We start from the raw sequence: 24,194 nt of genomic DNA, 5'->3' as shown, positions 1-24,194 counted from the left end.
GATCAGATGACGGCCCTAATTGTTGAGGGCGATCATCCGCTCGATCGGCAGCCGCGCACGCTCGGCAATCGCCGGGTCAATCGTCACCTCGTCCTGCATGGAGTGCAGCGAGGCCAGGATCTTCGGCAGGGTGATGCGTTTCATGTGCGGGCACAGATTGCACGGGCGGATGAACTCCACATTCGGGTTCTCCACCGCCACATTGTCCGACATGGAGCACTCGGTCACCATCATCACCTTGGCGGGCTGGTTGTCCTTCACCCAGTTGATCATCGCCGAGGTGGAGCCGGAGAAATCGGCTTCGTCCAGCACGTTGGGCGGGCACTCGGGATGGGCGATGATCTTGATGCCCGGATCGTTCTCGCGATATTCGCGCAGCTCTTCCGGGGTGAAGCGCTCATGCACTTCGCAGGAGCCCTTGTAGGTGATGATCTCCACATCGGTCTGCTTCTGCACATTGCGGGCGAGATATTCGTCCGGGATGCACATGACGCGCGGCACGTTGAGGCTTTCGACAACCTTCAGCGCGTTCGACGACGTGCAGCAGATATCGGTCTCCGCCTTCACCTCGGCGGAGGTGTTCACATAGGTCACCACCGGCACGTCGGGATAGGCTTCGCGCATGGCGCGGACATCGGCCCCGGTGATGGAGGAGGCCAGCGAGCAGCCGGCCATCTCGTCGGGGATGATCACTTTTTTCTGAGGGTTCAGGAGCTTCGAGGTCTCGGCCATGAAGTGCACGCCGCACTGGACGATCACTTCTTCCTCGACCTTGGTGGCCTCAATGGCCAGCTGCAGGCTGTCGCCCGCGATATCGGACACGCAGTGGAAGATTTCCGGCGTCATGTAATTATGCGCCAGGATCACCGCGTTCTTCTCCGCCTTGAGGCGGTTGATCTCGTAGATATAGGGCGCAAAGAAAGGCCACTCGACGGAAGGGATGACCTTCGACACCCGCGCGTAGAGCGAAGACATCTCTTTCGCCAGGCCGGGGGTGTATTCCGGAACTTCGAATTCCGGCACCGGCTTTTTGGCCTTTGGTGCGGCAGCGGGCGCCTTGGCCTGCGTGCGCTTGATCCCGTCATTGATGCTGGCGTCATACACGATGGTCATGGCCAGGCCTCCCTTGCAGTCTGGGCAGCGGCGTTATACTCATTTTGAGTATATGGAGGGCCGCAAAAAAGGCGGACGTCAATCCGCACTGTCATCTGGGAGTAATGCTACGTTTGAGCATTACCCCTGTCAAGTCTGGTAAATGGGGCGGTCTCTCGCAGGATCAAGCCATTTCCGACTAAAGTACTGAGGCAAATCACTTTGCCCGGATCACTCATCCGGCCCGGCGGGCGCTGAGGAGGCGCCGAGCGGGCGTTGTGCGGGCACGGAACCAACAGGCAGTCAGGCAGCGTATCATGGCCGGCATTCCCCTCGACAAACAGCTCTTCAGCCTCCTGGCGCTGGTCCTCACTTTCGTGGCCTTCCTGCCCTATATGCGCGCCATCCTGCGCGATGAGACCCGGCCGCACGTCTTTTCGTGGCTCATCTGGGCGGGGGGCACCGTTGTTGTCTTCTTCGCTCAACTGGCGGACGGGGCGGGCATCGGGGCATGGCCCATCGGCATTTCCGGCGCCGTCACCTTCCTCGTTGCGTTCCTGGCCATGCGCACGACCGCCGACACCACCATCGTGGCGTCTGATTGGGTCTATCTGGCGCTGGCCATAACAGCGCTCCCCCTGTGGTGGCTGACGTCCGACCCGCTTTATGCCGTCGTCATTCTCACAATCGTGGACTTGCTGGGCTTCGGCCCGTCCATGCGCAAGGCCTATGGTGCCCCGCATGAGGAGAACGCCACCTTCTTCACGCTGATGGCGCTGCGGAATGGCTGCGTGGTGCTGGCGCTCGAGGCTTACACATGGGCCACGGTCCTCTTTCCGGCCGCTGTCGGCATCGCCTGCGTGCTGTTCGTCGCCCTCATCCTGCTCCGCCGCCGCGCGGTGGCACAGGCTGTCTGAGAGCGGGGCGAGGGGGCATGCCGCCGCCAGCGGATATGTGATCGCCCGCAGAATGCGTTAGAGCGGCCCGCAAAAGTGCGCTATGCCTCGCCCATGAAGATGCGTGACCTGGAAGCAGCCACCGGCGTCAACCGCGAGACCATCCGCGTCTATTTCCGCCATGGCCTGCTGCCCGAGCCCAAGCGGTCCAAACCCAACGTGGCTGATTACGATCAGGCCCATGTGGATGGCATTCGCCTCATCCGCCGCCTCCACAAGGAGGAGGGGATGACCCTGCCGCAGATCAAGCGCGTGCTTTCGGGTGATGTCTCCGACCCCTCCCTCAGCATCGGCGCTTTCCCGCATCTCGAACAGCTCGTCGCCGCCCGCCTCGACCGCTACGACGCCCTGGTGCCGCTGGCATCCGTCATCGAACGCAATCCGCAGGCGGAAGAAGACGCTCACGCGCTTCAGGAGATCAAGGCCGTGCGCCTCAAGGAGCAGGACGGGGAGACCATGCTGTCGCGGACTGATGCGGAGATCGTTGCCATCTGCGGCGACATGCGCCGCGTCGGCTTCACCACCGACAAGGGCTTCAACCCCGCGCAGTTGGGCTTCTATGTGGCGAACGCCAATGATCTCGGCCAGCGGGAGGTGGAGAGCTTTCTCGCCAGCATTGGCAAGAATGTGGGCCAGCAGGAAGCTGCCGATCTCGCCTTCGAGGCCATCAACCGCATGATGTCCTTTTTCGGCCTGTTGCGGACCAAGGCCGTCATGCGGGCGTTCGCCAACGCCACCCGTCCGGATACGGACGAAAAACCAAGCAGGGACTAGGGTTAGGACCGGTTCCTAGCGCGCCGCCGCCCGGCTGCTGCGTCCGCGCACTGGCGCACCCACGCGCACGCCCGGTGCCGCGCGCTCCGTCACAACTTCCCGGCGGAAGCGGAACTGCTCGGCGGGCCGCCCGCCGGTCTTGGTGGTCATCCGGCCCGTGCCTTCCACAAGGCCCGTCTTTTCCACCTGGCGGCGGAAATTCTGCTTGTGCAGCTTCTGGCCCATCACCGCTTCCACGGTGGTCTGTAATTCGGTGAGGGTGAATTCCTCCGCCATCAGCTCGAACACGACGGGCCGGTATTTGAGCTTGGCCCGCAGCCGGCCCATGGCGGTGGCGAGGATGCGGCGATGGTCATGCAGCATCGGGTCGCCGAGGGCGGGCACATCCTGCGCGTCTTCCGCGACGCCCAGTCTGCGGCGGGCGTTCTTGCGCCCGTCCATCGCCGCCTCGTCGGCAAGGCCCGCCTCATACAGCAGCTCGAAGCGCTCGAGCACCTTTTCCTCGTCCCAGGCGATGCCGTTGAGGCCGAAACACAGATCCAGCCGCTCCCGCCGCCGCGCCTTGAGGGCAGGCGTCGTGGCGCGGGCCACCCACTCCCCCACCAGCGGGGCGATCTTGCCGTCGATGATTGCCGGCCGACCCTGCCGCCAGTCCTCCCACGGGAAGTAACTGTACCAGCAGCGCCAGCTGCTCTGCTGCGCGGTGGCGTCCTCACCCATGTCCTGCGCCCGCACCAGCGCCAGATAGCCGACCGACACGATATGCGGCCCGGTATCCTCCGGGTGCCGGTGCCGGCCGCGGTCGCCGAACGTATAAAGCTGTTCCACATAGCCCAGATCGAGCTTGGTCTGGTCCTGCACCCAGCGCCGGAGGCCCACATCCATGGTGCGGTGCTTGAGCGGGTCGAACGGGCCGAAGGGCAGGGCATCCCATTGCCCCGGCGCGCGCACCACCAGGGTCCGCGGCTCGGCTTCGGCGATGGTCACGATGGCCGCGTTGAGGCCCACCACCACTGCAGTGGAGGTGTCGTCAAAGCCGGGTCCTGCCGTGGTCTGCTTCCGCGCCACCTGTGATCGCTCTCCGTTCGGGGGCTGCCGCACTTTTGCTCATTTGTAGCATTAGGTGCCCCCCATCTTTCAAGGCCCGGATTTAAGGGAGATGTGGGGGCCGCGACATGCGGGCCGGGTTTCTTCGGAACAACGGCCGGGGGCAGCCGGTTGATCAGGCATCCCGTAACCGAGTCCGAAAGGAGGCCCCCATGGCCGATCTCAAAGGCAAACGCATCGCACTGCTCGCCACCCACGGCTTCGAGCAGTCGGAACTGGAAGTCCCCCGCGACCGCCTGGCCGGGATGGGCGCCGAGGTGCATGTGATCGCGCCCGAAGATGGTGACATCAAGGGCTGGGACGGCGACGATTGGGGCCGCCCTGTCTCGATCGACAAGACGCTGGACCAAGCATCCATGGATGATTACGACGCCCTCGTGCTGCCCGGCGGCCAGATCAACCCGGACCTGCTGCGCGTCAATGACGACGCCCTGGCGTTCATCAAGCGCGCCTATGAAAGCGGCAAGGTGCTGGCGGCGATCTGCCACGCCCCCTGGCTGCTGGTGGAGACAGGCATCGCCGAAGGCGCGACCATGACGTCCTACCCGTCGGTGAAGACCGACGTGAAGAATGCCGGTGCCACCTGGGTGGACGAGGCGGTGGTGGCCGATAACGGCCTGATCACGTCCCGTAACCCGGATGACCTTGAAGTCTTCAGCAAGAAGATCGCCGAGGAAATTCTCGAAGGCCAGCACACCCGCGCCGCAGCCTAGAGCTTTGGTTTGAGGCTGCGGCCCTGCCTCCGGTTCCCCCAATGACGGCGCTCAGCCTTGGGGGGACCCGGGTGGCGCGGCGCCGGCCGCCTGTCGGCATCCCGCGATCCGGCTACCCCGCCGCCAGGGTCGCGAAGCGTTTGAGGTAGGCATCCTGTGCCTCACGCACCGGCAGCGGCTTGATCCACCGCCGCGCCGCCCGGGACTGGGCCGGCGTCAGCCGCGGCCGGCCGAACAGCCGCGCCGCTTCCGCAGGCTCGAACCCCGCAAGCTCCACAGCTTCCAGATAGGCCGACACGTGATCCGCCCGCTTGATGGTGCGGGTCACGTGTCTCGGCGTTTGTGCGGGAATGCCGAAGCGGATGTGGATCGCCTCCTCCAGCCGCGTTTCGAAGGTCTTGTAGTCAACGCCCAGGGCTGCCTTGAAGGGGCTGATCATGTCGCCGATGACATATTCCGGTGCGTCATGCAGCAGCGCGGCCAGCAGCTTGGTCTGGTCCCAGTCCGGTGCGAAAGCCTGCGCAAGGTCCGTGACCAGCAGGGAGTGCTGCGCCACGCTATAGGCGTGATCCCCCACCGTCTGCCCGTTCCAGCGCGCGACCCGCGCCAACCCGTGGGCAATGTCCTCGATCTCCACGTCGAGCGGCGACGGGTTGATCAGATCAAGCCGCCGCCCGCTGAGCATGCGCTGCCAGGCGCGCGGGGCGTCACTGTCCTTCGGCACGGTCATGTCATCCTCTCACTTAGGCGGCGAACGGGGGACCGTGTGTAAAAGCTCGGCCGCGCCCTGTCGATGCAAAAACCCCCTATCGCGCAATCGCCGGTTCAAGGCGCGCGGACGGCCCGCAAAACCCCTGTTGTTCCCCCTCGCCGGGCCGTTAAACTGCCCGCGGAGACAGCGCTGGCCTGGCCGGGGCTTGACCCACATCATGGTGGCGGCGCGCGCCCGCATAGGATCATGCAGACCTGTGCAGGGCGCTTTGAGACCGCCACCGATTTGACGCCCTATGCATAGTCCCCGCGCAGCCGGACCGGCGCGCAACGAAACGGAAGAGATATGTCCATCAAACGCATTCTGTGCCCGCTTTACGGCTCCGCCTCCGACGCGGCGTCGCTGACCATGGGCCTGTCCCTCGCCAAGCGCTTCCACGCCCAGGCGGACATTCTCTTCGTGCGTCCCAACCCGACCGACGCGCTGCCCTATCTGGGCGAAGGCATTTCCGGCCCCGTCGTCGAGGACATCATCGAGACCGCCCGCAAGGCCGCCGACAGCGCCGAGGACCAGTGCCGCAAGGAGGCCGAAGAAGCCGCCCGCGCCGCAGGCGTCGAGATCACCGATGAGGTGCGCGCCGATGCCGCCACCGCGCGCATGCGCATCAAGTCGGGCCGTGCGGTTGACGTGATCGCGGGGGAAAGCCGGTTGGCCGACCTCGTCATCGTTGCCGATGCCGGTGCCCGCGACCAGGCCTCCGGCCCCAACGCCCTTGAAACCTGCATGCTGGCCGAAGGCCGCCCGGTGCTGCTGGCTCCGCAGCAGGCCCCGGCGGATGTGGGCGCCAGCGTTGTCATCGGCTGGGATGAAAGCGGCGAAGCCGCCAACGCCATCACCGCCGCCATGCCGTTCCTCGTCTCCGCTGAAAAGGTCACCATCGTCTGCGTCGATGAGGACGGTGTCAGCGATGCACCCGGCGCCCGCGCCCTGCAGGAATATCTGGCGTTGCACACGGTCACCGCCGAGATCCACCTGGTGCCGGAAGACAACCGCAACACCGGCGAAGTGCTGCTGGCCGAAGCCACCAACCTCCAGGGCGACCTGCTGGTGATGGGCGGTTACAGCCACTCCCGCCTGCGTGAGCTGGTGCTGGGCGGCGTCACCCGCCACATCCGGTCGCATGCCACCATCCCGGTGCTCATGGCACACTGAGCCCGTCCGGCAATCCGCCTGCCGGGTCACCCGGCGGGCACCTGCCGCAACATTCTGCAAGAAGGACAATCACCCATGGCGCTCTACCGCGTTCACCTGCACGTCGCCCGCAGCGATCAGTACCCGGACGGATCGTCCGAGTGCGGCTATGAATTCATCGTGCCGCTCGACGGCGACATGCAGCTCGACCCCGAAGCCTGGAAGAACCACAAGGAAGACTGCACCGTCCACCGGTTCTGGAAGGACGAGGACGATCTGCGCGGCCATCTGCGCCATGTGGGCAAGGGCTGGAAGTTCGATTACGACAAGTCCGACGACGAGGACGACGAATTGCTGTTCAAGCTCGACCGCCACAAGCTGGCCGAAGGCGAGTATGTGTCCATCACCGAAAGCGACGGCGAGATGCACACCTTCCGCGTTGTCGCCGTGCGGCCCTATCCGTAAGTGCTGTGCGGGTGGAGAGAGAGCCTCCGGTCAAGCCGGAGGGTCTCTCTCGCCACAGCGAGCTCAAACAAAAAGCCCCGGACATTGTCCGGGGCTTTTCCGTTCGTGCGGGCAGTCACCGTCAGACGCGCCGCACCAGCACGCTGCCGGCGGAATAGCCCGCGCCGAAGGAGCAGATCACGCCCACATCGCCGGGGTCGAGGTCTTCGCTGAACTTGTTGAAGGCGATGATCGAGCCCGCGGAGGACGTATTGGCATAGTCCTTCAGGATGTTCGGCTGCTCGGCCTCCGACGGCGACCGGCCCATCACCTTCTTGCCGATCAGGTCGTTCATGTTGGCATTGGCCTGGTGCAGCCACATGCGCTTGAGCGAGTTGTTGCCGATATTCTCGTCCGCCATGTGCTCGAGGATCATCGCCGACACCATCGGCACCACTTCCTTGAACACCTTGCGGCCTTCCTGCACGAAGAGCTTGTCCTTGGCGCCGATGCCCTCAGGCGCGGTGCGGTTCAGGAAGCCGAAATTGTTGCGGATATTGTTCGAGAACTGCGTCTTGAGACGGGTGCTGATGATTTCGAACGGATGCTCCGCCGTTGCCGTCTCGGCATTTTCCACCACAACGGCGGTTGCCACGTCACCGAAGATGAAATGGCTGTCGCGGTCGCGGAAATTGAGATGGCCGGTGCAGATCTCGGGGCTCGTCACCAGTACGCATTTGGCCGAGCCGGAGCGGATCATGTCATAGGCCTGCTGGATGCCGAAGGTGGCGGACGAACACGCCACGTTCATGTCGAAGGCAAACCCGTCAATGCCCAGAAGGTCCTGCACCTCGATGGCGATCGCCGGGTAGGGGCGCTGCAGGTTGGAGCAGGCCACCAGCACCGCGTCCACGTCCTTGGCGGACTTGCCCGCCTGCTTCAGCGCGTCACGCGCGGCGGTCACCGCCATCTCGGCGAGGATCGACGGTTCTTCATTCGGGCGCTCCGGCAGGCGCGGGGCCATGATCTCCGGATCAAGAATGCCGTCCTTGTTCATCACGAAGCGCTGCTGAATGCCCGACGCCTTCTCGATGAAGGGCACGCTCGATTCCGAAAGCGCTTCCACCTCGCCGCGGTCGATCGCGTCCTTGTTGGCTGCGTTGAAGTTCTTCACATAGGTGTTGAACGCTTCAACCAGCTCCTCATTGGTGATTGCTTCCGAAGGCGTGAAGACGCCGGTTCCACTGATGACAACTTTGGTCAAACCTACCACCTGATTATGTCGCACTTCCTGGCCGCCATAGGGCCGAAGCGGCGTGTCTCTCGTCCCAATCCCCCGCGCGAACCTGCACGCACCCGCAAAAACACCGGGCGGCCGCTGGTCCGCGTCGCTTAATGGGATAATTTAAGGGAAGCGGTCTGGTCATGCCAGCGCAAGCCGCCTTCATTGGTGAACTCCCATCCGCTGCAGCCCGGCCGCCGGGCCGTTTCGCCGCCTGAAACCGTCTGATTTCTCCCGACTTCAAGGACTGCCCGTGACCGACACGACCCTTCCCAAGACCCTGCAAGAGGCCGGTGTGGCCACGGAGACCAGCAGTCTGCCGGTCTATTATTCCCAGCTTGACGCTGCGGAAAAGGCGGCCTGGGACATGCTGGAGGATGGCGCTGCCTCGGCGAAGACCGCCTTTCACACCCCGGTGCTCGCGACCGTGGCGCCGGACGGGGCCCCGCTTGCCCGCACCGTCGTGCTGCGCGAAGCGTCGCGGGCGGAAAAAATTCTGCGCGCCAACACGGACCAGCGCTCCCGCAAGGCACGCGACCTCGCCGGTGAGTCGCGCGCCCAGCTGCATTTCTATGATGCCGCCGCGAAGATACAGCTCCGCGCCACCGTGCGGGCCGACCTGCTGACCGAAGGCGAGGCGCATCGCCGGGCATGGGAAGCCTCGGCGCTCGGCAGCCGCGTTTGCTACCTGGCGGTGGATGCACCCGGGGCGCCGGCGCCTGACCCGACATCCGGCCTGCCGGTGGATGCCGATGAGGGCCGCCGTGTGGCCGCCGAGCGGCTGGAGGACGGCTATGGCAACTTCGCCATCATGCGCTTCCACGTGGAGGCGCTGGACTGGCTCTATCTGGCCAGCCAGGGCCACAGGCGGGCGATCTTCGACTATGTCGCCGGGACGCGGAGCTGGGTTATCCCGTAAGTGCAAGTTGGGGCTCTGTGGCGTGACCTCTTGGAACTCCCGGACGGCCTCCGGTGTTGTCGGAGCGTCAGGAGGCCAGATGAAACTTCCCTTTTTCCAGGACGCGGCCAGCAACAGGAACGAGCATTACACGGCGGTGTATTCGCTCTACGAGCTGGCCTATACGGCTGCCGACTTCATGGCCGCCATGCTCTTCGTCACCGGCAGCGTCCTGTTCTTCAGCGAGGAGACCAAACAGTCAGGCACCTGGCTGTTTCTGATCGGCAGTCTTCTCTTTGCCCTCAAGCCGTCCCTGCGCATGGCACGGGAAATTCATCTCTGGCGGCTGGGCAAGACACAGACCCTGGCCCGCCGGGCAGGCTTCGACGTCTAGCGGGCCGGTCAGCAGGCTAGCCCAATTAGCGGGCAAGATCGGCGCAGGCGGTGCGGCGCGGGCAGGTCAGCTGGTGATCATTCACCATCCCCACCGCCTGGGCGAAGGCATAGACGATGGTCGGCCCGCAGAACTTGAAGCCGCGCTTCTTGAGGTCTTTCGACAGGGCTTCGCTCATCGCCGTCTTGGCCGGGGCGTCCCGCCAGCTCTCCAGCGACGATTGCAGCGGCGTGCCGTCCACATAATCCCACAGATAGCCCGAGAAGCCGCCCGGCTCGGTCTCCATCATGTCGAGCCACACGCGCGCATTGCCGATGGTCGCCTCGATCTTGCCGCGGTGGCGGATGATGCCCTCATTGCCCAGCAGCCGGGTGATATCCTTTTCGGTGTAGCGGGCGATTGTCTCGGGCTCAAAGCCGTCAAACGCCGCGCGAAAGCTGTCGCGTTTCCGGAGAATGGTGATCCAGGACAGGCCGGCCTGGAACCCGTCGAGGATCAGCTTTTCAAACAGCGCCCGGTCGTCATATTCCGGCACGCCCCATTCCCCGTCGTGATAGGCCACATAAAGCGGGTCGTCACCGCACCAGCCGCAGCGGCCGGTCTCATCCTGCGCAGCGCTCATTGGGCGTCTTCCTCCAGCGTGCCGTCGAGGGTGAAGGCCGCATAGGGCGGCACGCGCAGGGTGAGCCTGGTATCGCCTGCCTGCGCGTCTGCGCCGCCGGCCCGCGCCACGCGGTCAAGAAACACGAGTGCCAGCGCGTCATTGCCCGCGTGGCCACAGATACTGCCGACCTTGGCGTCGCCCATGGTGATGTTGGTGCCCTGATCCGGCGCATCCCCCTCCATCGCCGCCACCACAAGCCGCTTGCGTGCCTTGCCCTTGCGGTGCATGCGCGAGGCGACTTCCTGGCCGACAAAGCAACCCTTCTTGAAGTCGATCCCGTTCAGCAGGTCGAGATTGCACTCGATGGGGAAATCCTTGTCCGCGCCGATGTCCTGCGCTCCGTCCGGCACCCCGCGCGACACGCAGAAGCTGCGATAGTCCTCAGCCGACGCATCTGCATCCGCGATTTCAGCGCCGGTCGGCACGAAGGCCCGCGTGCCTAGAAAGCCTGCCCGCGGATCTTCATAGGAAACCGCCCCGTCAAAGGCTTCAGCCCCGTCGCCGAACCGTGCTTCTACGCAATAGTCAGCGCTGGCATCATCAAAGGCTGCATCCGCGCGCAGCTTGTACATGGTGAGCCGCTTCTGCAGCTCGGCCGCCCGCGCGGCCGCGCAGTCGATCAGGTAGCTGGCCTCGCGCCCCGGTTCGGCGGCGATGAAAAAATCAAACAGGAACTTGCCCTGCGGCGTCAGCAGCAGCGAGTAGACCGGCGTGCCGCGATCCACGGCCTCGAGATTGCCGGTCACCAGCCGTTGCAGAAGGTCATGCACGTCGGCGCCGTGGGCGCGCAGCACGCGCCGGTCATCCAGGAGGGCGGTTCGGGTATTACTCATTGGGTCTGGTCCGGAACATCAGGGATTTGTCGGGCAGAAGGGTGGGGGCAGGGGGCGCGCTGTTCAAGGGGCGCATAAACCCTCCTGACAGCTGGTGATTGGCTTTCGGGCGGGAACGCACCTATAAGGCGGGAGGATAACTGCCCGGAAAGCCTGCCCGCGCCAAGATGAAGCACATTCTCTTCGTCACCTATAACCGCATCGGCGACGCCGTCCTGTCGAGCGGCGTGCTCTCCTGGCTGGCCGACCGGCACCCCGAGGCCGAGATCACGGTCGCCTGCGGCCCCGCCGCCGCCACCCTGTTCCGCGACCAGCCCGGCGTCACCCGCATCATCGAGATGCCCAAGCAGAAGCGGTCCGGCCATTGGATCGATCTGTGGAAGCAGACCCGCGGCACGAAATGGGACCTGGTGGTCGACCTGCGGGCGTCGCTCATCTCCTATTCGCTGCGCGCCAGGGAGCGGCGGGTGCTGCGGCAGGACACATCGCTCCACCGCGTGCCCCATATCGCCACCGTGATGGGCCTGACCCCGCCGCCGGTGCCGCGCCTCGCCACCGGGCGGGAGGCGCGCACAAAGGCGGCCGAGCTGGTGCCGGAGGGCGGCAAGGTGCTTGCCGTCGGCCCCACCGCCAATTGGGGCGGCAAGATGTGGCCCGCCGCGCGCTTCATCGAGTTGATCAGGCGCATTACGGGTCCGGACGGCTTTTTGCCCGGTGCCCGCGTCATGCTGATCGGCGCAGCCAGCGAGCGCGACGCGGCCCTGCCGGTCATCGAGGCGATCCCTGACGCGCAGCTGATAGATCTTGTCGGCAAGACCGACCTGCCGCTGACAGCCGCCTGCCTGGAGCGGGCGGACTTCTATGTCGGCAATGATTCAGGCCCCATGCACATGGCAGCCGCCGTCGGCCTGCCGACGCTGGGCCTGTTCGGCCCCAGCCCCGAAGACCGCTACGGCCCGTGGGGGCCGAAGGGGGCAAGCGTTCGCGGGCCGCGGAGCTTTGACGAAATCATCTCAAGCCCGACATACGATTTCCGCTCCTCAAAAAGCGAGATGACAGGCCTCACCGTGGACAAGGCCCATGTGGCCGCGAAAGCGCTGTGGGAGAAGGTGACCGGTCAGGCGACGGCACCCCGGCTCTCCACACTGACCGTTGCCCACAATGAAGAACACAACCTCAAGGCCTGCCTCGACGCCTTGTCCTTCGCCGATGAGCGCGTGGTGGTGCTTGATCGGTGTACGGATAACTCCCGCGCTGTCGCCGAAGCGGCGGGGGCGGACACCATCATCGAAGGGGGCTGGCCCATCGAGGGCGACCGCCGCAATGCGGGCATCGACGCCTGCAAGGGCGACTGGATCCTTGAGGTGGATGCGGACGAACGGGTGCCCGAGGCACTGGCGCGCGAAATCAGCGCCGTCACCCAGGCCTCGCCGCCGGGCGTCTATCTCATCCAGTTCGACAATTACGTGGGCGCAACGCGGGTGCGCTATGGCTGGGGTGCCTATATCGGGGCCAGCGCCGCCCCGCGCCTGTTTGCCCGCGGGGCCAAGCGCTGGGGCCGCCAGCGCGTGCACCCGTCCCTCGATATGGGTCCGCGTCTCGGCATGCTGGAGACCCGCGTCGATCATTTGGTGGACGAGAACATCAGCGACATGCTGGCGCGCTTCGACCGCTACACGACGGCCAATGCCCGTGACCTCATCTCGTCCGGCAAGGCGCAGCAGGAAACCCTGCGCCGCAACATCCGCCGCATTCCGTCGCGCTTCTACAAGGCTTATGTGCGCCGCAAGGGCTACCGCGAAGGCGGCTATGGCTTCCTCGTCGGCATGCTGGCAGGGCTTTACCCCATCGTCTCCTGGCTCAAGGCGACACTGGAGCCGGAGGTTTACCGCGAGGACGAGACGCCGGGCGGAGACGGGCCCGCGTGAACATCCTCCACACCATAGCCGGCGGCCCGGTCGGCGGCGCGGAGCGCTTCTTCGTCGATCTGGCCATCGCCCTGCAGGAGGCCGGCCATGACAGCCGGGCCGTGATGCGCCCCAATGAGGCGCGCGGGCAATTGCTGGATCAGGCAGGCGTGCGCCACGCGGATGTGCCCTTCAAGCGCTGGCTGGACTTCACCACCCCGCGCACCATCCGCCGCATGGCAAAGGACATGCAGGCCGACATCGTGCTGGCCTGGATGGGCCGCGCGGCCCGCGCGACGCCCGAAGGTGACTATGCGCGCATCGCGCGCCATGGCGGCTATTACAATCTCAGCTCGTTCCGCGGGTTCGATGCCCAGGTGTGCAACACGCCGGACCTTGTTCGCTATCTGACCGAAGGCGGGTTTGATCCGGATACGGTGCATTTCATCCCCAACTTCACCCCGATTGATCCGCGTCCGCCGCTTGCGCGCGCTGATTTCGAAACCCCCGATGACGCACCCCTGCTGCTCGCCATGGGGCGGATGCATGACGCCAAGGCATTTGATGTGACGCTGGATGCGCTCGCCATGACGCCCGGTGCCTGGCTGTGGATCGCAGGGGCCGGACCGCTGGAGGCGGAACTGCGCCAGCAGGCGCGTGACCTGGGCATTGACGGCCGGGTGCGCTGGCTCGGCTGGCGGGATGACCCCGGCCGGCTGCTGCGCACCGCCGACATATGCGTCTTTCCCTCCCGCACGGAGCCTTTCGGCAACGTCATCATCGCCGCCTGGGCCCATGGCACGCCGGTGGTGACGGCGGATGCGACGGGCCCCGCATGGCTGGTGCGCGACGGCGAGGACGCGCTCTTGGTGCCCAAGAACAACGCCGAGGCGGTGGCAGCGTCCATTGCACGGCTGCGCAACGACGACACGCTGGCAGCCCGGCTGGTTGCGGCAGGCAGCGCCCGCGTCGAAGCCGAATTTTCCCAATCCGCCTGCCTTGAGCGTTACCTTTCGCTCTTCGCACAGGTAAAAGAACGGCGCGGCTGATGCGGCCGATCCCCCGAAAACAGACAGGCTGACGACGAGATATGTGCGGCATCGCAGGCATGCAGACCACCAGCGGGCAGGCGCCGTCGATGACGGTGCTCAACGCCATGTCCGACGCCCTGACCCATCGCGGTCCGGACGGGGAGGGGAGCTTCGTCTCCGGCGCCACCGGCCTGATGCAGACGCGGCTGGCGATCATCGACCTTGAAACCGGCGACCAGCCCTTGTTTGACGATGAGGGCCTGGCGCTCGTCGCCAATGGCGAGATCTACAATTATCTCGAGCTGCGCCGGGAGCTTGGCGAGGCAGGCTTCAAGACCCATTCCGATTGCGAGCCGCCGCTGAAGCTCTACCGCCGCGACGGGGTGCGCTTTGCTGACGCCCTCCGGGGCATGTATGCCATTGCGCTCTATGACCCGGACGGCGAGCGCCTGATGCTCACGCGCGATCCCTTCGGCATCAAGCCGCTCTACTATGCCGAGACCGGCCACGGGTTCATCTTCGCGTCCGAGCCGCAGGCGTTGCTGGCCACGGGGCTCGTGTCACCTGAGATGAACAGCCCGGCCATCGGCGAATTGCTGCAGCTCCAGTTCACCACCGGCCGCGAAACCGCCTTCCGTCACATCTGCCGCGTGCTGCCCGGCGAAACGCTGGTGATCGAGCGCGGCCGCGTGCTGGAGCGTCACCGCCGCCACGCGCTGCCCGCTGAAGGCCCGCGCCCGCAAAGCGAAGAACATGCGATCGTGATGCTTGAAGACGCGCTGATCGACAGCGTGCGCGTGCATCAGCGGTCGGACGTGCCCTATGGCATGTTCCTCTCCGGCGGCATCGACAGCTCGGTCATCCTCGCCTGCATGGCGCGGCTGAACGATCAGCCGGTCAAATGCTACACGGCGGGTTTCTCGGGCACCCGCGTGCGCGACGAGCGGGAGCACGCAGCCCGCGTGGCGTCCGCCACCGGTGCCGACCATGAGAGCATCGATGTCACCGAGGAGGATTTCTGGTCGCTCCTGCCCGCAATGGTTGCCTCAACCGATGATCCGACGGCGGATTATGCGATCATCCCCACCTACAAGCTGGCATCCGTCGCCGCCCAGGACGTGAAAGTGGTGCTGTGCGGGGAGGGGGGCGACGAGCTGTTCGCAGGCTATGGCCGCTACCGCGCCGTGACACGCCCCACCTGGCTCGGCGGCCGGGCCATGCGCTCCCGCGGCGCGCTCGATGGGCTCAAGCTCCTGCGCAACGAGGCGCCCGCCTGGCGCGACGGCATCATGTCCGCCTGGAACAAATCCGCCATCGGCGGTCGCACGCGGCTGCAGCGCGCCCAGGCAGTGGATTGCGCCGACTGGCTGCCCAATGATCTGCTCATCAAGCTTGACCGCTGCCTGATGGCCCACAGCCTGGAAGGCCGCACGCCGCTGCTGGACCCGGTAGTCGCAGACATCGCCTACCGCCTGCCGGACAACCTCAAGCTCAAGGGCCGCATCGGCAAGCACCTGCTGCGCGCCTGGCTGGCAAAGCACTTGCCGGAGGCTGAACCCTTCGCCCGCAAGCGCGGTTTCACCGTGCCCGTCGGTGAGTGGATCGCCGGGCGCGGCGCGCGGCTGGCGCCGCTTGTGGCCCGCCAGCCCGGCGTTACCGAACTCTGCAATGCCGAGCGCGTGGCAGCGCTGTTTGCGGGCCTCACGACCACACCGGCCAAGCATGACGGCCAGGCAGCCTGGCTGCTGCTCTATTTCGCCCTCTGGCACCAGCATCACATGCTCGGCGTCCCGGCGGACGGCCCGGTGGAAGAGGTCCTGTCGGCCCGCTGAGAAAGCCGGTCTTGACGCTGCGTCCGCGATGGGGTCCCGTTGCGGCGAACCGATTTCCTGTTACGCCTGCCTTCATGGAGAGTTTCTGATGGCTGATAGTTTCCGCGCCCTCATGGTCACAAAGACGGATGATGGCCAATCCGCTGAAATCAAAGACATTACCGACGCGGATCTGATGGAAGGCGATGTCACTGTCGCTGTCAGCCATTCCACCGTGAACTACAAGGACGGCCTCGCGCTGACCGGCACGGCACCGATCCTGCGCGCCTCGCCGATGATTCCCGGCATTGATTTCGCCGGTGAGGTCATCTCGTCGGACCATGCCGACTGGAAGGCCGGCGACAAGGTGGTGCTCAACGGCTATGGCGTCGGCGAGGGCCACAGCGGCGGCTATGCCCAGCGGGCCCGCGTCAAGGGCGACTGGCTGGTGAAGCTGCCGGACGCCTTCTCAACGGCCGACGCCATGGCGATCGGCACGGCGGGCTATACGGCCATGCTGTGCGTGCTGGCGCTGGAAAAGCACGGCGTCGGCCCGAAGGACGGCGACATCCTGGTGACCGGTGCCAATGGTGGTGTCGGTTCCGTCGCCATCGCGCTGCTTGCCAAGCTGGGCTACCGCCCGGTGGCCTCCACCGGCCGCCCGGAAGAGGCAGACTATCTGAAGGCGCTGGGAGCGGTGGACGTGATCGACCGCAAGGAATTCTCCGAACCCGGACGGCCCATCGGCAAGGAACGTTGGGCGGGCGCGGTGGACGCCGTCGGCAGCACGACTCTGGCCAATGTCATTGCGCAGACCTCCTATGGCGGCACGGTTGCGGCCTGCGGCCTGGCCGGTGGCGCGGACCTGCCGTCGAGCGTCTATCCGTTCATCCTGCGCGGCGTCACCCTGTGCGGCATCGACAGCGTAATGGCCCCGCGCGGCATCCGCGAGGAGGCCTGGAGCCGCCTGGCCCGCGATCTGGACCTCGACAAGCTGAACAGCATGACCAACACCATCGGCCTTGACGGGGTGATCGGTGCGGCATCGGACATCATCGCCGGCAAGGTGCGGGGTCGTCTGATCGTCGACGTCAACGCCTGACATATCAAAAATCAAAAACCACCGCCGGACCGGCTCCGCCAAAATGAGAGCCGGCCGGCCCTTTACGGGGAGGCGCGCGCATGTCTTTGCCGCCATTCAGAAAAGTCAATTTCGTTGAAACCCGCGTTGATGTGGAGCGCCGGGACGATGGTTCGGTCGTCCTCGAAAATCCGCATCCCATGGGTGATGCCGCAGCCAATGTCATCGAGCCCCTGAAAAAATGGGCCGCTGAGAAACCGGACCAGGTGTGGCTCGCCAAGCGCCGTCCGCCCAAGGCGGGCGAGACATTCGGCGAGTGGGAGACGGTCACCTTCGCTGAGGCCTATGACCGCGTGCGCCGCATTGCGCAGGCGCTGATTGATCGCGGTGTGGGCCCGGGCAAGCCGCTGATGATCCTGTCGGGCAATTCCATCGAGCACGCGCTGATGACCTATGGCGCGATCCTCACCGGCGCGCCCGCGGTGCCCGTATCGCCCAGCTACAGCCTCATCTCGTCGGACTATGCCAAGCTGCGCTACGTGTTCGAGCTGATCGAGCCGCAGGCCATCTTCGTGCAGGACGGCCTGATGTTCGAAGACGCCATGGGCGCGCTGGACGTGGAGAAGCTGGCGCTGATCCATGTGGAGAAGCCCGCTCCGGCCTTCCATGGGTCGACATCTTACGAGGACCTGCTGACAACCGAGCCGACGGACGCCGTGGATGCGGCATATGACGCGCTCACCTATGACACGGTGGCGAAATATCTCTTCACCTCCGGGTCCACCGGCATGCCCAAGGCCGTCATCACCACGCACCGGATGATGTGTGTGAATTCCGTGATGGCCTCCAAGCTGATTGAGGAAGATGAGGACGAGCCCGCACCGACGCTGGTAAACTGGCTGCCGTGGAACCACGTGTTCGGCGGCAATGCGGTGCTCAACAATCTGCTCACCGCAGGCGGCACGCTCTACATTGACGGCGGCCGCCCGGTGCCGGGGCAGTTCGCGGAGACGGTGCAGAACCTCCGCGAAGTCGCGCCCACCACCTACACCAACGTGCCCGCCGCCTACACCATGCTCATCGAGGAGCTGGAAAAGGACGACGCGCTGGCAAAGAACTTCTTCTCGCAGCTCCGCTCCATGGGCTATGGCGGTGCCGCGCTCAACCAGGACCTGGCCGAGCGCATGCAGGCGGTGGCGATCCGCGTCACCGGTGAGCGCATCCTGTTTACCTCGGGCTACGGCGCGACCGAGACCGCGCCCACCATCATGAACACCCATTGGGAAACCGAGCGCATGGGCCTGCTGGGCCTGCCGCTGCCGGGCGTCAAGATCAAGCTGGTGCCCGCCGGTCTCAAGATGGAAGTGCGGGTGAAGGGCGACTGCATCACCCCCGGCTACTACAAGAACCCGGAAAAAACGGCGGAGGCCTTCGACGAGGAAGGCTATTACCGCCTGGGTGATGCTGCGAAATTCGTTGACGACAACGACCCCAAGCAGGGTCTCGTCTTCAACGGCCGCGTGGTGGAGGACTTCAAGCTCTCCAGCGGCACATGGGTCAATGCGGGCCGCATGCGCGTGCAGGCGGTGGAGGCCGGTAACGGTCTCATCAATGACTGCCTGGTGGCCGGGCTGGATGAGCCCTATGTGGGCATTCTCGGCTTCCCCAACCTGCCGGCCTGCCGCAAGGCCGCGGGGCTTGCCGACGACACCCCCGCCGAGGACGTGGTGCGCGCCCAGGGCGTGCTGGAACGCATCGCCGAGGGGCTTAAGGCGCACAACGCCAAGAACCCCGGCTCATCGACCCAGATCCACCGCGCCATCCTGCTGGCCGAACCGCCGTCGCTTGATGCCGGTGAACTGACCGACAAGGGCTACATCAATCAAAGCGTGTCGCTGGCCCGGCGGGCCGACAAGGTGGCCAAGCTGTTTGCGGACCCACCCGGCAACGATGTGGTGGTTGTGTAACGGCCCGCATTCGGGCACATGAAACCGGAAAACCGGCGGGACGGGGTCTGAACGGCTCCGTCCCGCCAAAGCCGAGCTGACCTGATAAGGCCCCGAATGCCCGACTGGTATCTGATCCTGAATGGCGTGCTGATTGGCATCGTCGTGGCAGCGCCCATCGGCCCCGTCAATCTCATCTGCATCCGCCGCACCCTGGCCTATGGCCGCACCAACGGCTTCGTCTCCGGCCTTGGCGCCGCCATCGGTGATGCGGTCTTCGCCACGGTGGCGGCCTTCGGGCTGACGGCCCTGTCCACCACGCTGGTGGCGGTGGGGGACTGGCTGCAGGCCATTGGCGGCTTCTTCCTGATCGGGCTGGGCGTCCACACCTTCCTGCACATCCCGGTGGACACGAAGGAAGTCAACGTCAAGACGACGGGCAAGCTGGCCGCCGCCGTCATGGCCACCTTCGTGCTCACCATCACCAACCCGGCCACCATGCTGGGCTTCGTCGCCATTTTCGGCGGCGTCGGCGGGCTGGTCACGACCGAGCCCAGCATGCTGACGGCGGGGCTTCTGGTGGTGGCTGTCTTTGTCGGCTCGGCCCTGTGGTGGCTCGGCGTCACGCTCACCGTGGGGCTGCTGCGCGACCGGATGACCGATCAGACCCTGATTCTGATCAATCGCATCTCCGGCGTGCTGATTGTATCCTTCGGCATCTTCATTATCGGGCGGCTCATCTATATGTCCGTCGCCTGATCCGGCATCAGGGGCCGAACGGGCCTCTCAAAACAAACATCATCAGGACAAACAGGGAGTTGGGTGACATGAACGGTGCGGAAAGCCTGGTGCAGACCTTCGTCAATTGCGGCGTGGAAGTCTGCTTCACCAATCCCGGCACGTCGGAAATGCACTTCGTGGCGGCGCTGGACCGCATCGACGGCATCCGCCCGGTGCTCGGCCTGTTCGAAGGCGTGGTAACGGGCGCTGCCGACGGCTATGGCCGCATGGCCGGCAAGCCCGCGGCGACCCTGCTGCATCTGGGCGCGGGGCTGGGCAATGGCTTTGCCAATCTCCACAACGCCCGCCGTGCCGCCACCCCGATCATCAATGTGGTGGGCGAGCACGCGACCTATCACCGCCAGTATGACGCCCCGCTCGCGTCCGACATCGCCAGCGTCGCCCGTCCCAACTCGGTGTGGATGGAAACGCCGGAAGACGCCCGCGACGTGGCCGCTGCCGGGGCCCGCGCCTATGCAGCGTCGATGAGCGCACCGGGCGGTATCGCTACCTTGATCCTGCCCGCCGACACCGCCTGGCTGGACGCGGACGCGGCGGCAAATCCGGTCGATTTCGATGCCCCGCACACGGTGGACGGGACCGAGATCGACAAGGTGGCTGCGGCGCTCAAGAACGGTAAAAAGTCTGCAATCCTGCTGCGCGGCCGCGTGCTGCTGGAAGACGGGCTGGAGCTGGCCGGGCGCATCCAGGCAGCCACCGGCGCGCGCATCATGTGCGATACCTTCACCCCGCGCATGCAGCGGGGCGCCGGCCGGGTGAAGCTTGAACGCATTCCCTATTTCGCCGAGCAGGCGCAGGAGTTCCTCGAAGGCACCGAGCAGCTCATCCTGGTGGGGGCCAAGAACCCGGTCGCCTTCTTCGCCTATCCCGGCAAGGAAAGCTGGCTGACGCCCAAGGACGCCGACACGCTGATCCTCGCGCGCCCGGAAGATGACGGCATGGCAGCGCTTGAAGCCCTCGCCGAAGCCGTCGGCGCCCCGGCCCAGGCGCCCGAGCATGTGGCGCTGGCCAAGCCCGACCTTGCCTCCGGTGATCTCGACGCTGACGGCGTCGGCCGCGCCATCGCGCATTTCCTGCCCGAGGGCGCGGTGATGTCGGATGAAGGCGCGACCGCGGGCCTGTTCACCAACATCTATACCGAGACCGCAGCGCCGCACGATCACATGACCCTGACCGGCGGCTCTATCGGCCAGGGCCTGCCGCTGGCAGCCGGCGCGGCGATTGCCTGCCCGGACCGCAAGGTCGTGTGCTTCCACGGCGATGGCGGGGCGATGTACACGCTGCAGTCGCTGTGGACCATGGCGCGCGAGCAGCTGGACGTGGTGACGGTGATCCTCGCCAACCGCTCCTACGCCATCCTCAATATCGAGCTGATGCGCGTCGGTGCCGAGAACCCCGGTCCCAAGGCGCTCTCCATGCTCGACCTCCATAACCCGGACCTCAACTGGGTGAAGCTGGCCCAGGGCATGGGCGTTGAGGCGGTGGCCTGCTCGACGGCGGAAGACTTCAACAAGGCGTTCGAGGCCGCGATGTCCCGCAAGGGCCCGTTCCTCATCGAAGCCATCATCTGACCGGCCCCGCCGTCCGAAAACGTGACACTCCCTGTTCCAGGGGCTGCCGCGCGGACGTTTCGTGCCTTTCATGCGCACCTCGTGCAGCCCGGCCGCCTCAGCGCTGCCGGGTTGCCGCCTTTTGGGCGTTAACCAGCTAAGCCGCTGGCGAAAAAGCCGTCTTTGCTGCTAGGCTGCCTGCGCCGGGCACGGGGAACCCGGCGCGGGCTGACCAGCAAGGGGATCGGCCCGGCACTTGCATTTTCAGTCTTGAATGAATCCGCAAGTGTCCGGGATCAGGCCAGCCACACCACGCGCCACGCCGCCCGGCACTGTGTTCGTCTTGAGGGCAGCCCTGCCATAGGTGCGGGCCGCCAGCCTGCCGGTCTGTCCGGCAGGGTACCGGTGCAGGAATGTGGGGGCGTCATGAACATGACCTTCGGCCGTAACAAGAATGGCAAGAGCGGGGCGGACAAGCCCGACACGGCTGCGCCCGGCGACAGCGCGGCAGAGGCTGCCAGCGCTGACGCAACCGCTCCCCGGGATGCCGCCAAGCCCACCCTCAACATCCATGACCTCGGCCTCGACCTTGAAGGCGAGGCGGATGGCTTTGCCGAGCAGGACAGCCCTGACGAGGTTGATCTGGGCATCGAACGGCTGATCCGTTCCGCCGGTGCCGCGCCCAAGCGTGGCGCACAGCCTGCCGATATCGCCGGTGCCAGCGTGACGCCGATCAGCGCCGCCCGGCCCGCCGCAGCGCGTCCCGAAGGTGCAGGCCGTGCCGGCCCGACCCTCAAGGTCACCGACGCCGCCATCGCCGAGGAAGTGGCGAAGGCCGACAATTCAGGCCGCCGCCCGACCATGGCCTCTCTCGGCGACATGCAGCGCCCGCTTGGCGAACGCCTGGTGGAACTGGGATATGTGACGCGCCGCGGCCTCGACACCGCCATCGCCGAACAGGAGCGCAACCCGCACAAGCTGCTGGGCAAGATCCTGTCCGACCTTGATCTGTTCACAGATGAAGTCGCGTCGGTGGAGATCACCTCAGCGCATGACCCGCTGCACACACTGATCGACCCCGAGGCCATCAAGCTCGCCCCGGAAGACCTGATCCGCACCGCGCAGGCCCTGCCTGTATCACGCGGCGGCGGTGCCATCATGGTGGCCCTGTCGCATCCGCGCGAGATCGACCAGGTGGAACTGCTGCGCCCCTATCTTCCCGCCGGCACGCGCATCGAGCCGTGCTTCTGGCCGAAGGCGGCGTTGGCTGAGACCATCGAAGCGGTGCTCGATTACGAGATGTCCGCCGAACGCATCCTCAAAGGGCTGGCGCGCGGCAGCGAAGCCCGCGGCGCCGACGCCACCGTCTGGACCGACCCGGCGGTGCGCCTCGTCAACGCCGCCCTGCTCGATGCGATCCGCGCCGGGGCCAGCCATGCCCATTTCGAGCCGGTGAATGGCTATGTGCGCCTGCGCTACCGGGTGGATGGCGCCATGCAGCAGTCATCCTCCATCGACAAGCGCTTCTGGGCGCCGGTGGCAGCCCATCTGCGTGCCATTGCCGGTCTCGGCGACACGACGGCGGCACACCAGGAAGGCTCCGAGCCGGGTGAATTCACCATGCGCCTGGGCGGCCGCATCTTCCTGTGCGCGCTCAAAACCTTCGATACGCTCAATGGTGAGCGCATGACGATCCGCCTCGGCGAGATCGCGCGCGATCCCATGTCGCTGGGCGAGCTTGGCCTGTCCGACCATTCCGCAGCCCTCGTGCTGCGCTCGCTGGTGCGCCCCTCGGGCATGATCGTCGTTGCCGGTGGCCGCGCCTCGGGCCGCACCACCACGCTTTACGGCATGCTGGGCGAGATGAAGGCCGCCGAGCGCTCCATCTTCACCGTCGAGCGCCGCATCGGCTACCGGCTGCCGCTGGTCAGCCAGCTCGAAGTGACGACGGCGCAGGCCAACAATCCGGAAACCCTGATCGACGACGTGATCGCCCAGGACCCGGATGTTCTCCTGTTCGACAAGATCGAGGACGGGGCCACCGCCCGGTCGCTTGCCAATGCCGCCTCCGCCGGCCGCCTGGTGATGACCTCCATGGATGCCCCGGACAGCCTTGCAGCCCTGATCGAGCTGATCGGCATGGTCGATGACCCGCGCCAGCTTGCCGGGCGCATCACCACGGTGATGGCCCAGCGCCTTGTGCGCCGCCTGTGCTCCGTGTGCAAACAATCCCGCCTGGCGAGTGCCGATGAATGCTTCATCTTCGGCCTTGATCCGACGGACCGGCCCACGGTCTATCACCCCAATGGCTGCCCCTCCTGCCGGTCCACCGGCTATCGGGGCCGCACGGTGATCTCCGAGGTGCTCAACATCGACGATGACATGAACGACCTCATCGCCGAGGGCGCGCCCATCGCCGATCTGCGTGCCGCTGCCGCTTCCAAGGGCTTCCAGACCCTGGCCGAGGACGGCGTGCGCAAGGTGCTGATGGGGGAGGTGAGCCCGGGCGAGCTTGCCCGCGCCGTGGACCTCGCCGCCCGGCTTTAGGCGACACTCAGCTTTCGAGCCTTGGCCCGATCCGGTCAGCCAGCCGGTTGGCTTCGGCGGCACCTTCCCGTGCATAGGTGTTGCCGAGATTGGCTGCAGCCGGTGTGCAGCGCTTATGAGCGGATTGCTGGCGGCTGTATCCCGCATTGAACGCGGCCACCATCCGGTCCCGCGCGGCCTGCTTGAGGTCGCCGCGGCCCAGCAGCGTCACCATGCGGTCACGCCACACCTGGCCCTCATTGGGGCGGCAGAGCGTGCGCAGGTAATGCACGGCACCAAGAGTGCCGGCCAGCCGCTCAAGTCCTGCTTCCATCACCGGGTCGGCTTTTGCCGGAGCGGGCGCAAGCAGCAACAGGGCGGCAGCCAATGCCACGCCACATAGGCTCTTGCGTCTCCTGCCCGGGTGCTGCCACATGCCGTTCCCACTCCGCCCGCCGGATCATTGGTCCGGGTGCCCTTT

At 65.8% G+C, this 24,194-nt stretch carries 22 protein-coding genes; 15 read left to right on the top strand and 7 right to left on the bottom strand.

The window, feature by feature from the left end:
- Positions 1 to 15 precede the first annotated feature (15 nt).
- Positions 16 to 1,113 (bottom strand): quinolinate synthase NadA, encoded by a 1,098-nt coding sequence (nadA, locus tag HG718_RS09945; protein ID WP_160588260.1) that lies wholly within the window; start codon positions 1,111 to 1,113, stop codon positions 16 to 18.
- A 296-nt stretch (positions 1,114 to 1,409) separates the two neighbouring features.
- Between nadA and HG718_RS09940 the strand changes: the two genes are divergently transcribed.
- A complete protein-coding gene (locus HG718_RS09940) occupies positions 1,410 to 2,009 on the top strand; it encodes a hypothetical protein (protein ID WP_027840312.1) in 600 nt (199 codons plus the stop codon).
- Between the two features lie 93 nt (positions 2,010 to 2,102).
- Entirely contained in the window at positions 2,103 to 2,822 is a 720-nt protein-coding gene (locus HG718_RS09935) for a MerR family transcriptional regulator (RefSeq protein ID WP_160588258.1), read from the top strand.
- Between the two features lie 15 nt (positions 2,823 to 2,837).
- On the opposite strand, the gene HG718_RS09930 is transcribed toward HG718_RS09935, so the two are convergent.
- Positions 2,838 to 3,890 carry an NUDIX hydrolase gene (locus HG718_RS09930; protein ID WP_160588257.1) on the bottom strand — a complete coding sequence of 351 codons (1,053 nt, stop codon included), beginning with the start codon at positions 3,888 to 3,890 and terminating at the stop codon, positions 2,838 to 2,840.
- A gap of 191 nt (positions 3,891 to 4,081) precedes the next feature.
- Here HG718_RS09930 and HG718_RS09925 point away from each other — a divergent pair, with 191 nt between their 5' ends.
- On the top strand, positions 4,082 to 4,642 hold the full coding sequence (locus tag HG718_RS09925) for a type 1 glutamine amidotransferase domain-containing protein (RefSeq protein WP_027840313.1): 561 nt from the start codon (positions 4,082 to 4,084) through the stop codon (positions 4,640 to 4,642).
- A 112-nt stretch (positions 4,643 to 4,754) separates the two neighbouring features.
- Here HG718_RS09925 and HG718_RS09920 read toward each other — a convergent pair whose 3' ends face one another.
- Positions 4,755 to 5,372: a YfbR-like 5'-deoxynucleotidase gene (locus HG718_RS09920; RefSeq protein WP_160588255.1), complete on the bottom strand. Its 618-nt coding sequence runs from the start codon at positions 5,370 to 5,372 to the stop codon at positions 4,755 to 4,757.
- A gap of 327 nt (positions 5,373 to 5,699) precedes the next feature.
- On the opposite strand from HG718_RS09920, the gene HG718_RS09915 reads away from it, so the two are divergent.
- Both HG718_RS09915 and HG718_RS09910 read left to right on the top strand, forming a co-directional pair.
- Positions 5,700 to 6,566 carry a universal stress protein gene (locus HG718_RS09915; protein WP_027840315.1) on the top strand — a complete coding sequence of 289 codons (867 nt, stop codon included), beginning with the start codon at positions 5,700 to 5,702 and terminating at the stop codon, positions 6,564 to 6,566.
- Between the two features lie 75 nt (positions 6,567 to 6,641).
- Positions 6,642 to 7,010, top strand: a complete 369-nt coding sequence (locus HG718_RS09910; RefSeq protein WP_027840316.1) for a sortase family protein — start codon at positions 6,642 to 6,644, stop codon at positions 7,008 to 7,010.
- A gap of 121 nt (positions 7,011 to 7,131) precedes the next feature.
- Here the strand turns inward: HG718_RS09910 and HG718_RS09905 are convergent, their stop codons facing one another.
- Positions 7,132 to 8,253 (bottom strand): beta-ketoacyl-ACP synthase III, encoded by a 1,122-nt coding sequence (locus tag HG718_RS09905; protein ID WP_160588254.1) that lies wholly within the window; start codon positions 8,251 to 8,253, stop codon positions 7,132 to 7,134.
- 271 nt (positions 8,254 to 8,524) lie between these two features.
- Here HG718_RS09905 and HG718_RS09900 point away from each other — a divergent pair, with 271 nt between their 5' ends.
- Positions 8,525 to 9,190, top strand: a complete 666-nt coding sequence (locus tag HG718_RS09900; RefSeq protein WP_160588253.1) for a pyridoxamine 5'-phosphate oxidase family protein — start codon at positions 8,525 to 8,527, stop codon at positions 9,188 to 9,190.
- Between the two features lie 79 nt (positions 9,191 to 9,269).
- Positions 9,270 to 9,563 carry a YrhK family protein gene (locus HG718_RS09895; RefSeq protein WP_160588251.1) on the top strand — a complete coding sequence of 98 codons (294 nt, stop codon included), beginning with the start codon at positions 9,270 to 9,272 and terminating at the stop codon, positions 9,561 to 9,563.
- Between the two features lie 25 nt (positions 9,564 to 9,588).
- Here the strand turns inward: HG718_RS09895 and HG718_RS09890 are convergent, their stop codons facing one another.
- Complete coding sequence (locus tag HG718_RS09890) at positions 9,589 to 10,185, bottom strand: DNA-3-methyladenine glycosylase I (RefSeq protein ID WP_160588250.1); 597 nt, start codon at positions 10,183 to 10,185, stop codon at positions 9,589 to 9,591.
- Positions 10,182 to 11,060, bottom strand: coding sequence for a CAF17-like 4Fe-4S cluster assembly/insertion protein YgfZ (gene ygfZ / locus HG718_RS09885; protein ID WP_160588249.1), 879 nt, complete (start codon positions 11,058 to 11,060; stop codon positions 10,182 to 10,184). Before ygfZ ends, HG718_RS09890 begins: the two co-directional genes overlap by 4 nt.
- Before the next feature lie 167 nt (positions 11,061 to 11,227).
- Here ygfZ and HG718_RS15580 point away from each other — a divergent pair, with 167 nt between their 5' ends.
- From HG718_RS15580 to HG718_RS09845, 8 genes are all read left to right on the top strand, one after another.
- Complete coding sequence (locus HG718_RS15580) at positions 11,228 to 12,988, top strand: glycosyltransferase family 9 protein (protein ID WP_205345689.1); 1,761 nt, start codon at positions 11,228 to 11,230, stop codon at positions 12,986 to 12,988.
- A complete protein-coding gene (locus HG718_RS09875; protein ID WP_160588247.1) occupies positions 12,985 to 14,016 on the top strand; it encodes a glycosyltransferase in 1,032 nt (343 codons plus the stop codon). The genes HG718_RS15580 and HG718_RS09875 overlap by 4 nt, the downstream gene beginning before the upstream one ends.
- Before the next feature lie 41 nt (positions 14,017 to 14,057).
- Positions 14,058 to 15,830, top strand: a complete 1,773-nt coding sequence (gene asnB, locus HG718_RS09870; RefSeq protein WP_160588245.1) for an asparagine synthase (glutamine-hydrolyzing) — start codon at positions 14,058 to 14,060, stop codon at positions 15,828 to 15,830.
- Positions 15,831 to 15,918: 88 nt separating this feature from the next.
- Positions 15,919 to 16,911, top strand: a complete 993-nt coding sequence (gene acuI / locus HG718_RS09865) for an acrylyl-CoA reductase (NADPH) (protein WP_160588244.1) — start codon at positions 15,919 to 15,921, stop codon at positions 16,909 to 16,911.
- An 80-nt stretch (positions 16,912 to 16,991) separates the two neighbouring features.
- Positions 16,992 to 18,857 carry an AMP-binding protein gene (locus HG718_RS09860; RefSeq protein ID WP_160588242.1) on the top strand — a complete coding sequence of 622 codons (1,866 nt, stop codon included), beginning with the start codon at positions 16,992 to 16,994 and terminating at the stop codon, positions 18,855 to 18,857.
- Positions 18,858 to 18,953: 96 nt separating this feature from the next.
- Positions 18,954 to 19,595, top strand: coding sequence for a LysE family translocator (locus HG718_RS09855; RefSeq protein WP_160588240.1), 642 nt, complete (start codon positions 18,954 to 18,956; stop codon positions 19,593 to 19,595).
- Positions 19,596 to 19,663: 68 nt separating this feature from the next.
- Positions 19,664 to 21,208 carry an acetolactate synthase large subunit gene (locus tag HG718_RS09850; protein ID WP_160588238.1) on the top strand — a complete coding sequence of 515 codons (1,545 nt, stop codon included), beginning with the start codon at positions 19,664 to 19,666 and terminating at the stop codon, positions 21,206 to 21,208.
- Between the two features lie 405 nt (positions 21,209 to 21,613).
- Entirely contained in the window at positions 21,614 to 23,734 is a 2,121-nt protein-coding gene (locus HG718_RS09845) for a GspE/PulE family protein (RefSeq protein WP_160588236.1), read from the top strand.
- A 7-nt stretch (positions 23,735 to 23,741) separates the two neighbouring features.
- Here the strand turns inward: HG718_RS09845 and HG718_RS09840 are convergent, their stop codons facing one another.
- Positions 23,742 to 24,107: a TIGR02301 family protein gene (locus tag HG718_RS09840; RefSeq protein ID WP_160588234.1), complete on the bottom strand. Its 366-nt coding sequence runs from the start codon at positions 24,105 to 24,107 to the stop codon at positions 23,742 to 23,744.
- Positions 24,108 to 24,194 lie beyond the last annotated feature (87 nt).

It is taken from the genome of Pyruvatibacter mobilis, assembly GCF_012848855.1.
In the GTDB taxonomy this organism is placed as follows: Bacteria; Pseudomonadota; Alphaproteobacteria; order CGMCC-115125; family CGMCC-115125; genus Pyruvatibacter; species Pyruvatibacter mobilis.
The sequence above is the reverse complement of the archived record's forward strand: the minus strand, read 5'-3'. Positions and strand labels throughout refer to the sequence as shown.

Coding starts and splice junctions, on each gene's coding strand:
- acuI (WP_160588244.1), top strand. CDS start 15,919: ATGGCTGATAGTTTCCGCGCCCTCATGGTCACAAAGACGGATGATGGC.
- HG718_RS09910 (WP_027840316.1), top strand. CDS start 6,642: ATGGCGCTCTACCGCGTTCACCTGCACGTCGCCCGCAGCGATCAGTAC.
- HG718_RS09890 (WP_160588250.1), bottom strand. CDS start 10,185: ATGAGCGCTGCGCAGGATGAGACCGGCCGCTGCGGCTGGTGCGGTGAC.
- HG718_RS09915 (WP_027840315.1), top strand. CDS start 5,700: ATGTCCATCAAACGCATTCTGTGCCCGCTTTACGGCTCCGCCTCCGAC.
- HG718_RS09855 (WP_160588240.1), top strand. CDS start 18,954: ATGCCCGACTGGTATCTGATCCTGAATGGCGTGCTGATTGGCATCGTC.
- HG718_RS09925 (WP_027840313.1), top strand. CDS start 4,082: ATGGCCGATCTCAAAGGCAAACGCATCGCACTGCTCGCCACCCACGGC.
- HG718_RS09850 (WP_160588238.1), top strand. CDS start 19,664: ATGAACGGTGCGGAAAGCCTGGTGCAGACCTTCGTCAATTGCGGCGTG.
- HG718_RS09895 (WP_160588251.1), top strand. CDS start 9,270: ATGAAACTTCCCTTTTTCCAGGACGCGGCCAGCAACAGGAACGAGCAT.
- HG718_RS09940 (WP_027840312.1), top strand. CDS start 1,410: ATGGCCGGCATTCCCCTCGACAAACAGCTCTTCAGCCTCCTGGCGCTG.
- ygfZ (WP_160588249.1), bottom strand. CDS start 11,060: ATGAGTAATACCCGAACCGCCCTCCTGGATGACCGGCGCGTGCTGCGC.
- HG718_RS09935 (WP_160588258.1), top strand. CDS start 2,103: ATGAAGATGCGTGACCTGGAAGCAGCCACCGGCGTCAACCGCGAGACC.
- HG718_RS09860 (WP_160588242.1), top strand. CDS start 16,992: ATGTCTTTGCCGCCATTCAGAAAAGTCAATTTCGTTGAAACCCGCGTT.
- asnB (WP_160588245.1), top strand. CDS start 14,058: ATGTGCGGCATCGCAGGCATGCAGACCACCAGCGGGCAGGCGCCGTCG.
- HG718_RS09845 (WP_160588236.1), top strand. CDS start 21,614: ATGAACATGACCTTCGGCCGTAACAAGAATGGCAAGAGCGGGGCGGAC.
- nadA (WP_160588260.1), bottom strand. CDS start 1,113: ATGACCATCGTGTATGACGCCAGCATCAATGACGGGATCAAGCGCACG.
- HG718_RS15580 (WP_205345689.1), top strand. CDS start 11,228: ATGAAGCACATTCTCTTCGTCACCTATAACCGCATCGGCGACGCCGTC.
- HG718_RS09920 (WP_160588255.1), bottom strand. CDS start 5,372: ATGACCGTGCCGAAGGACAGTGACGCCCCGCGCGCCTGGCAGCGCATG.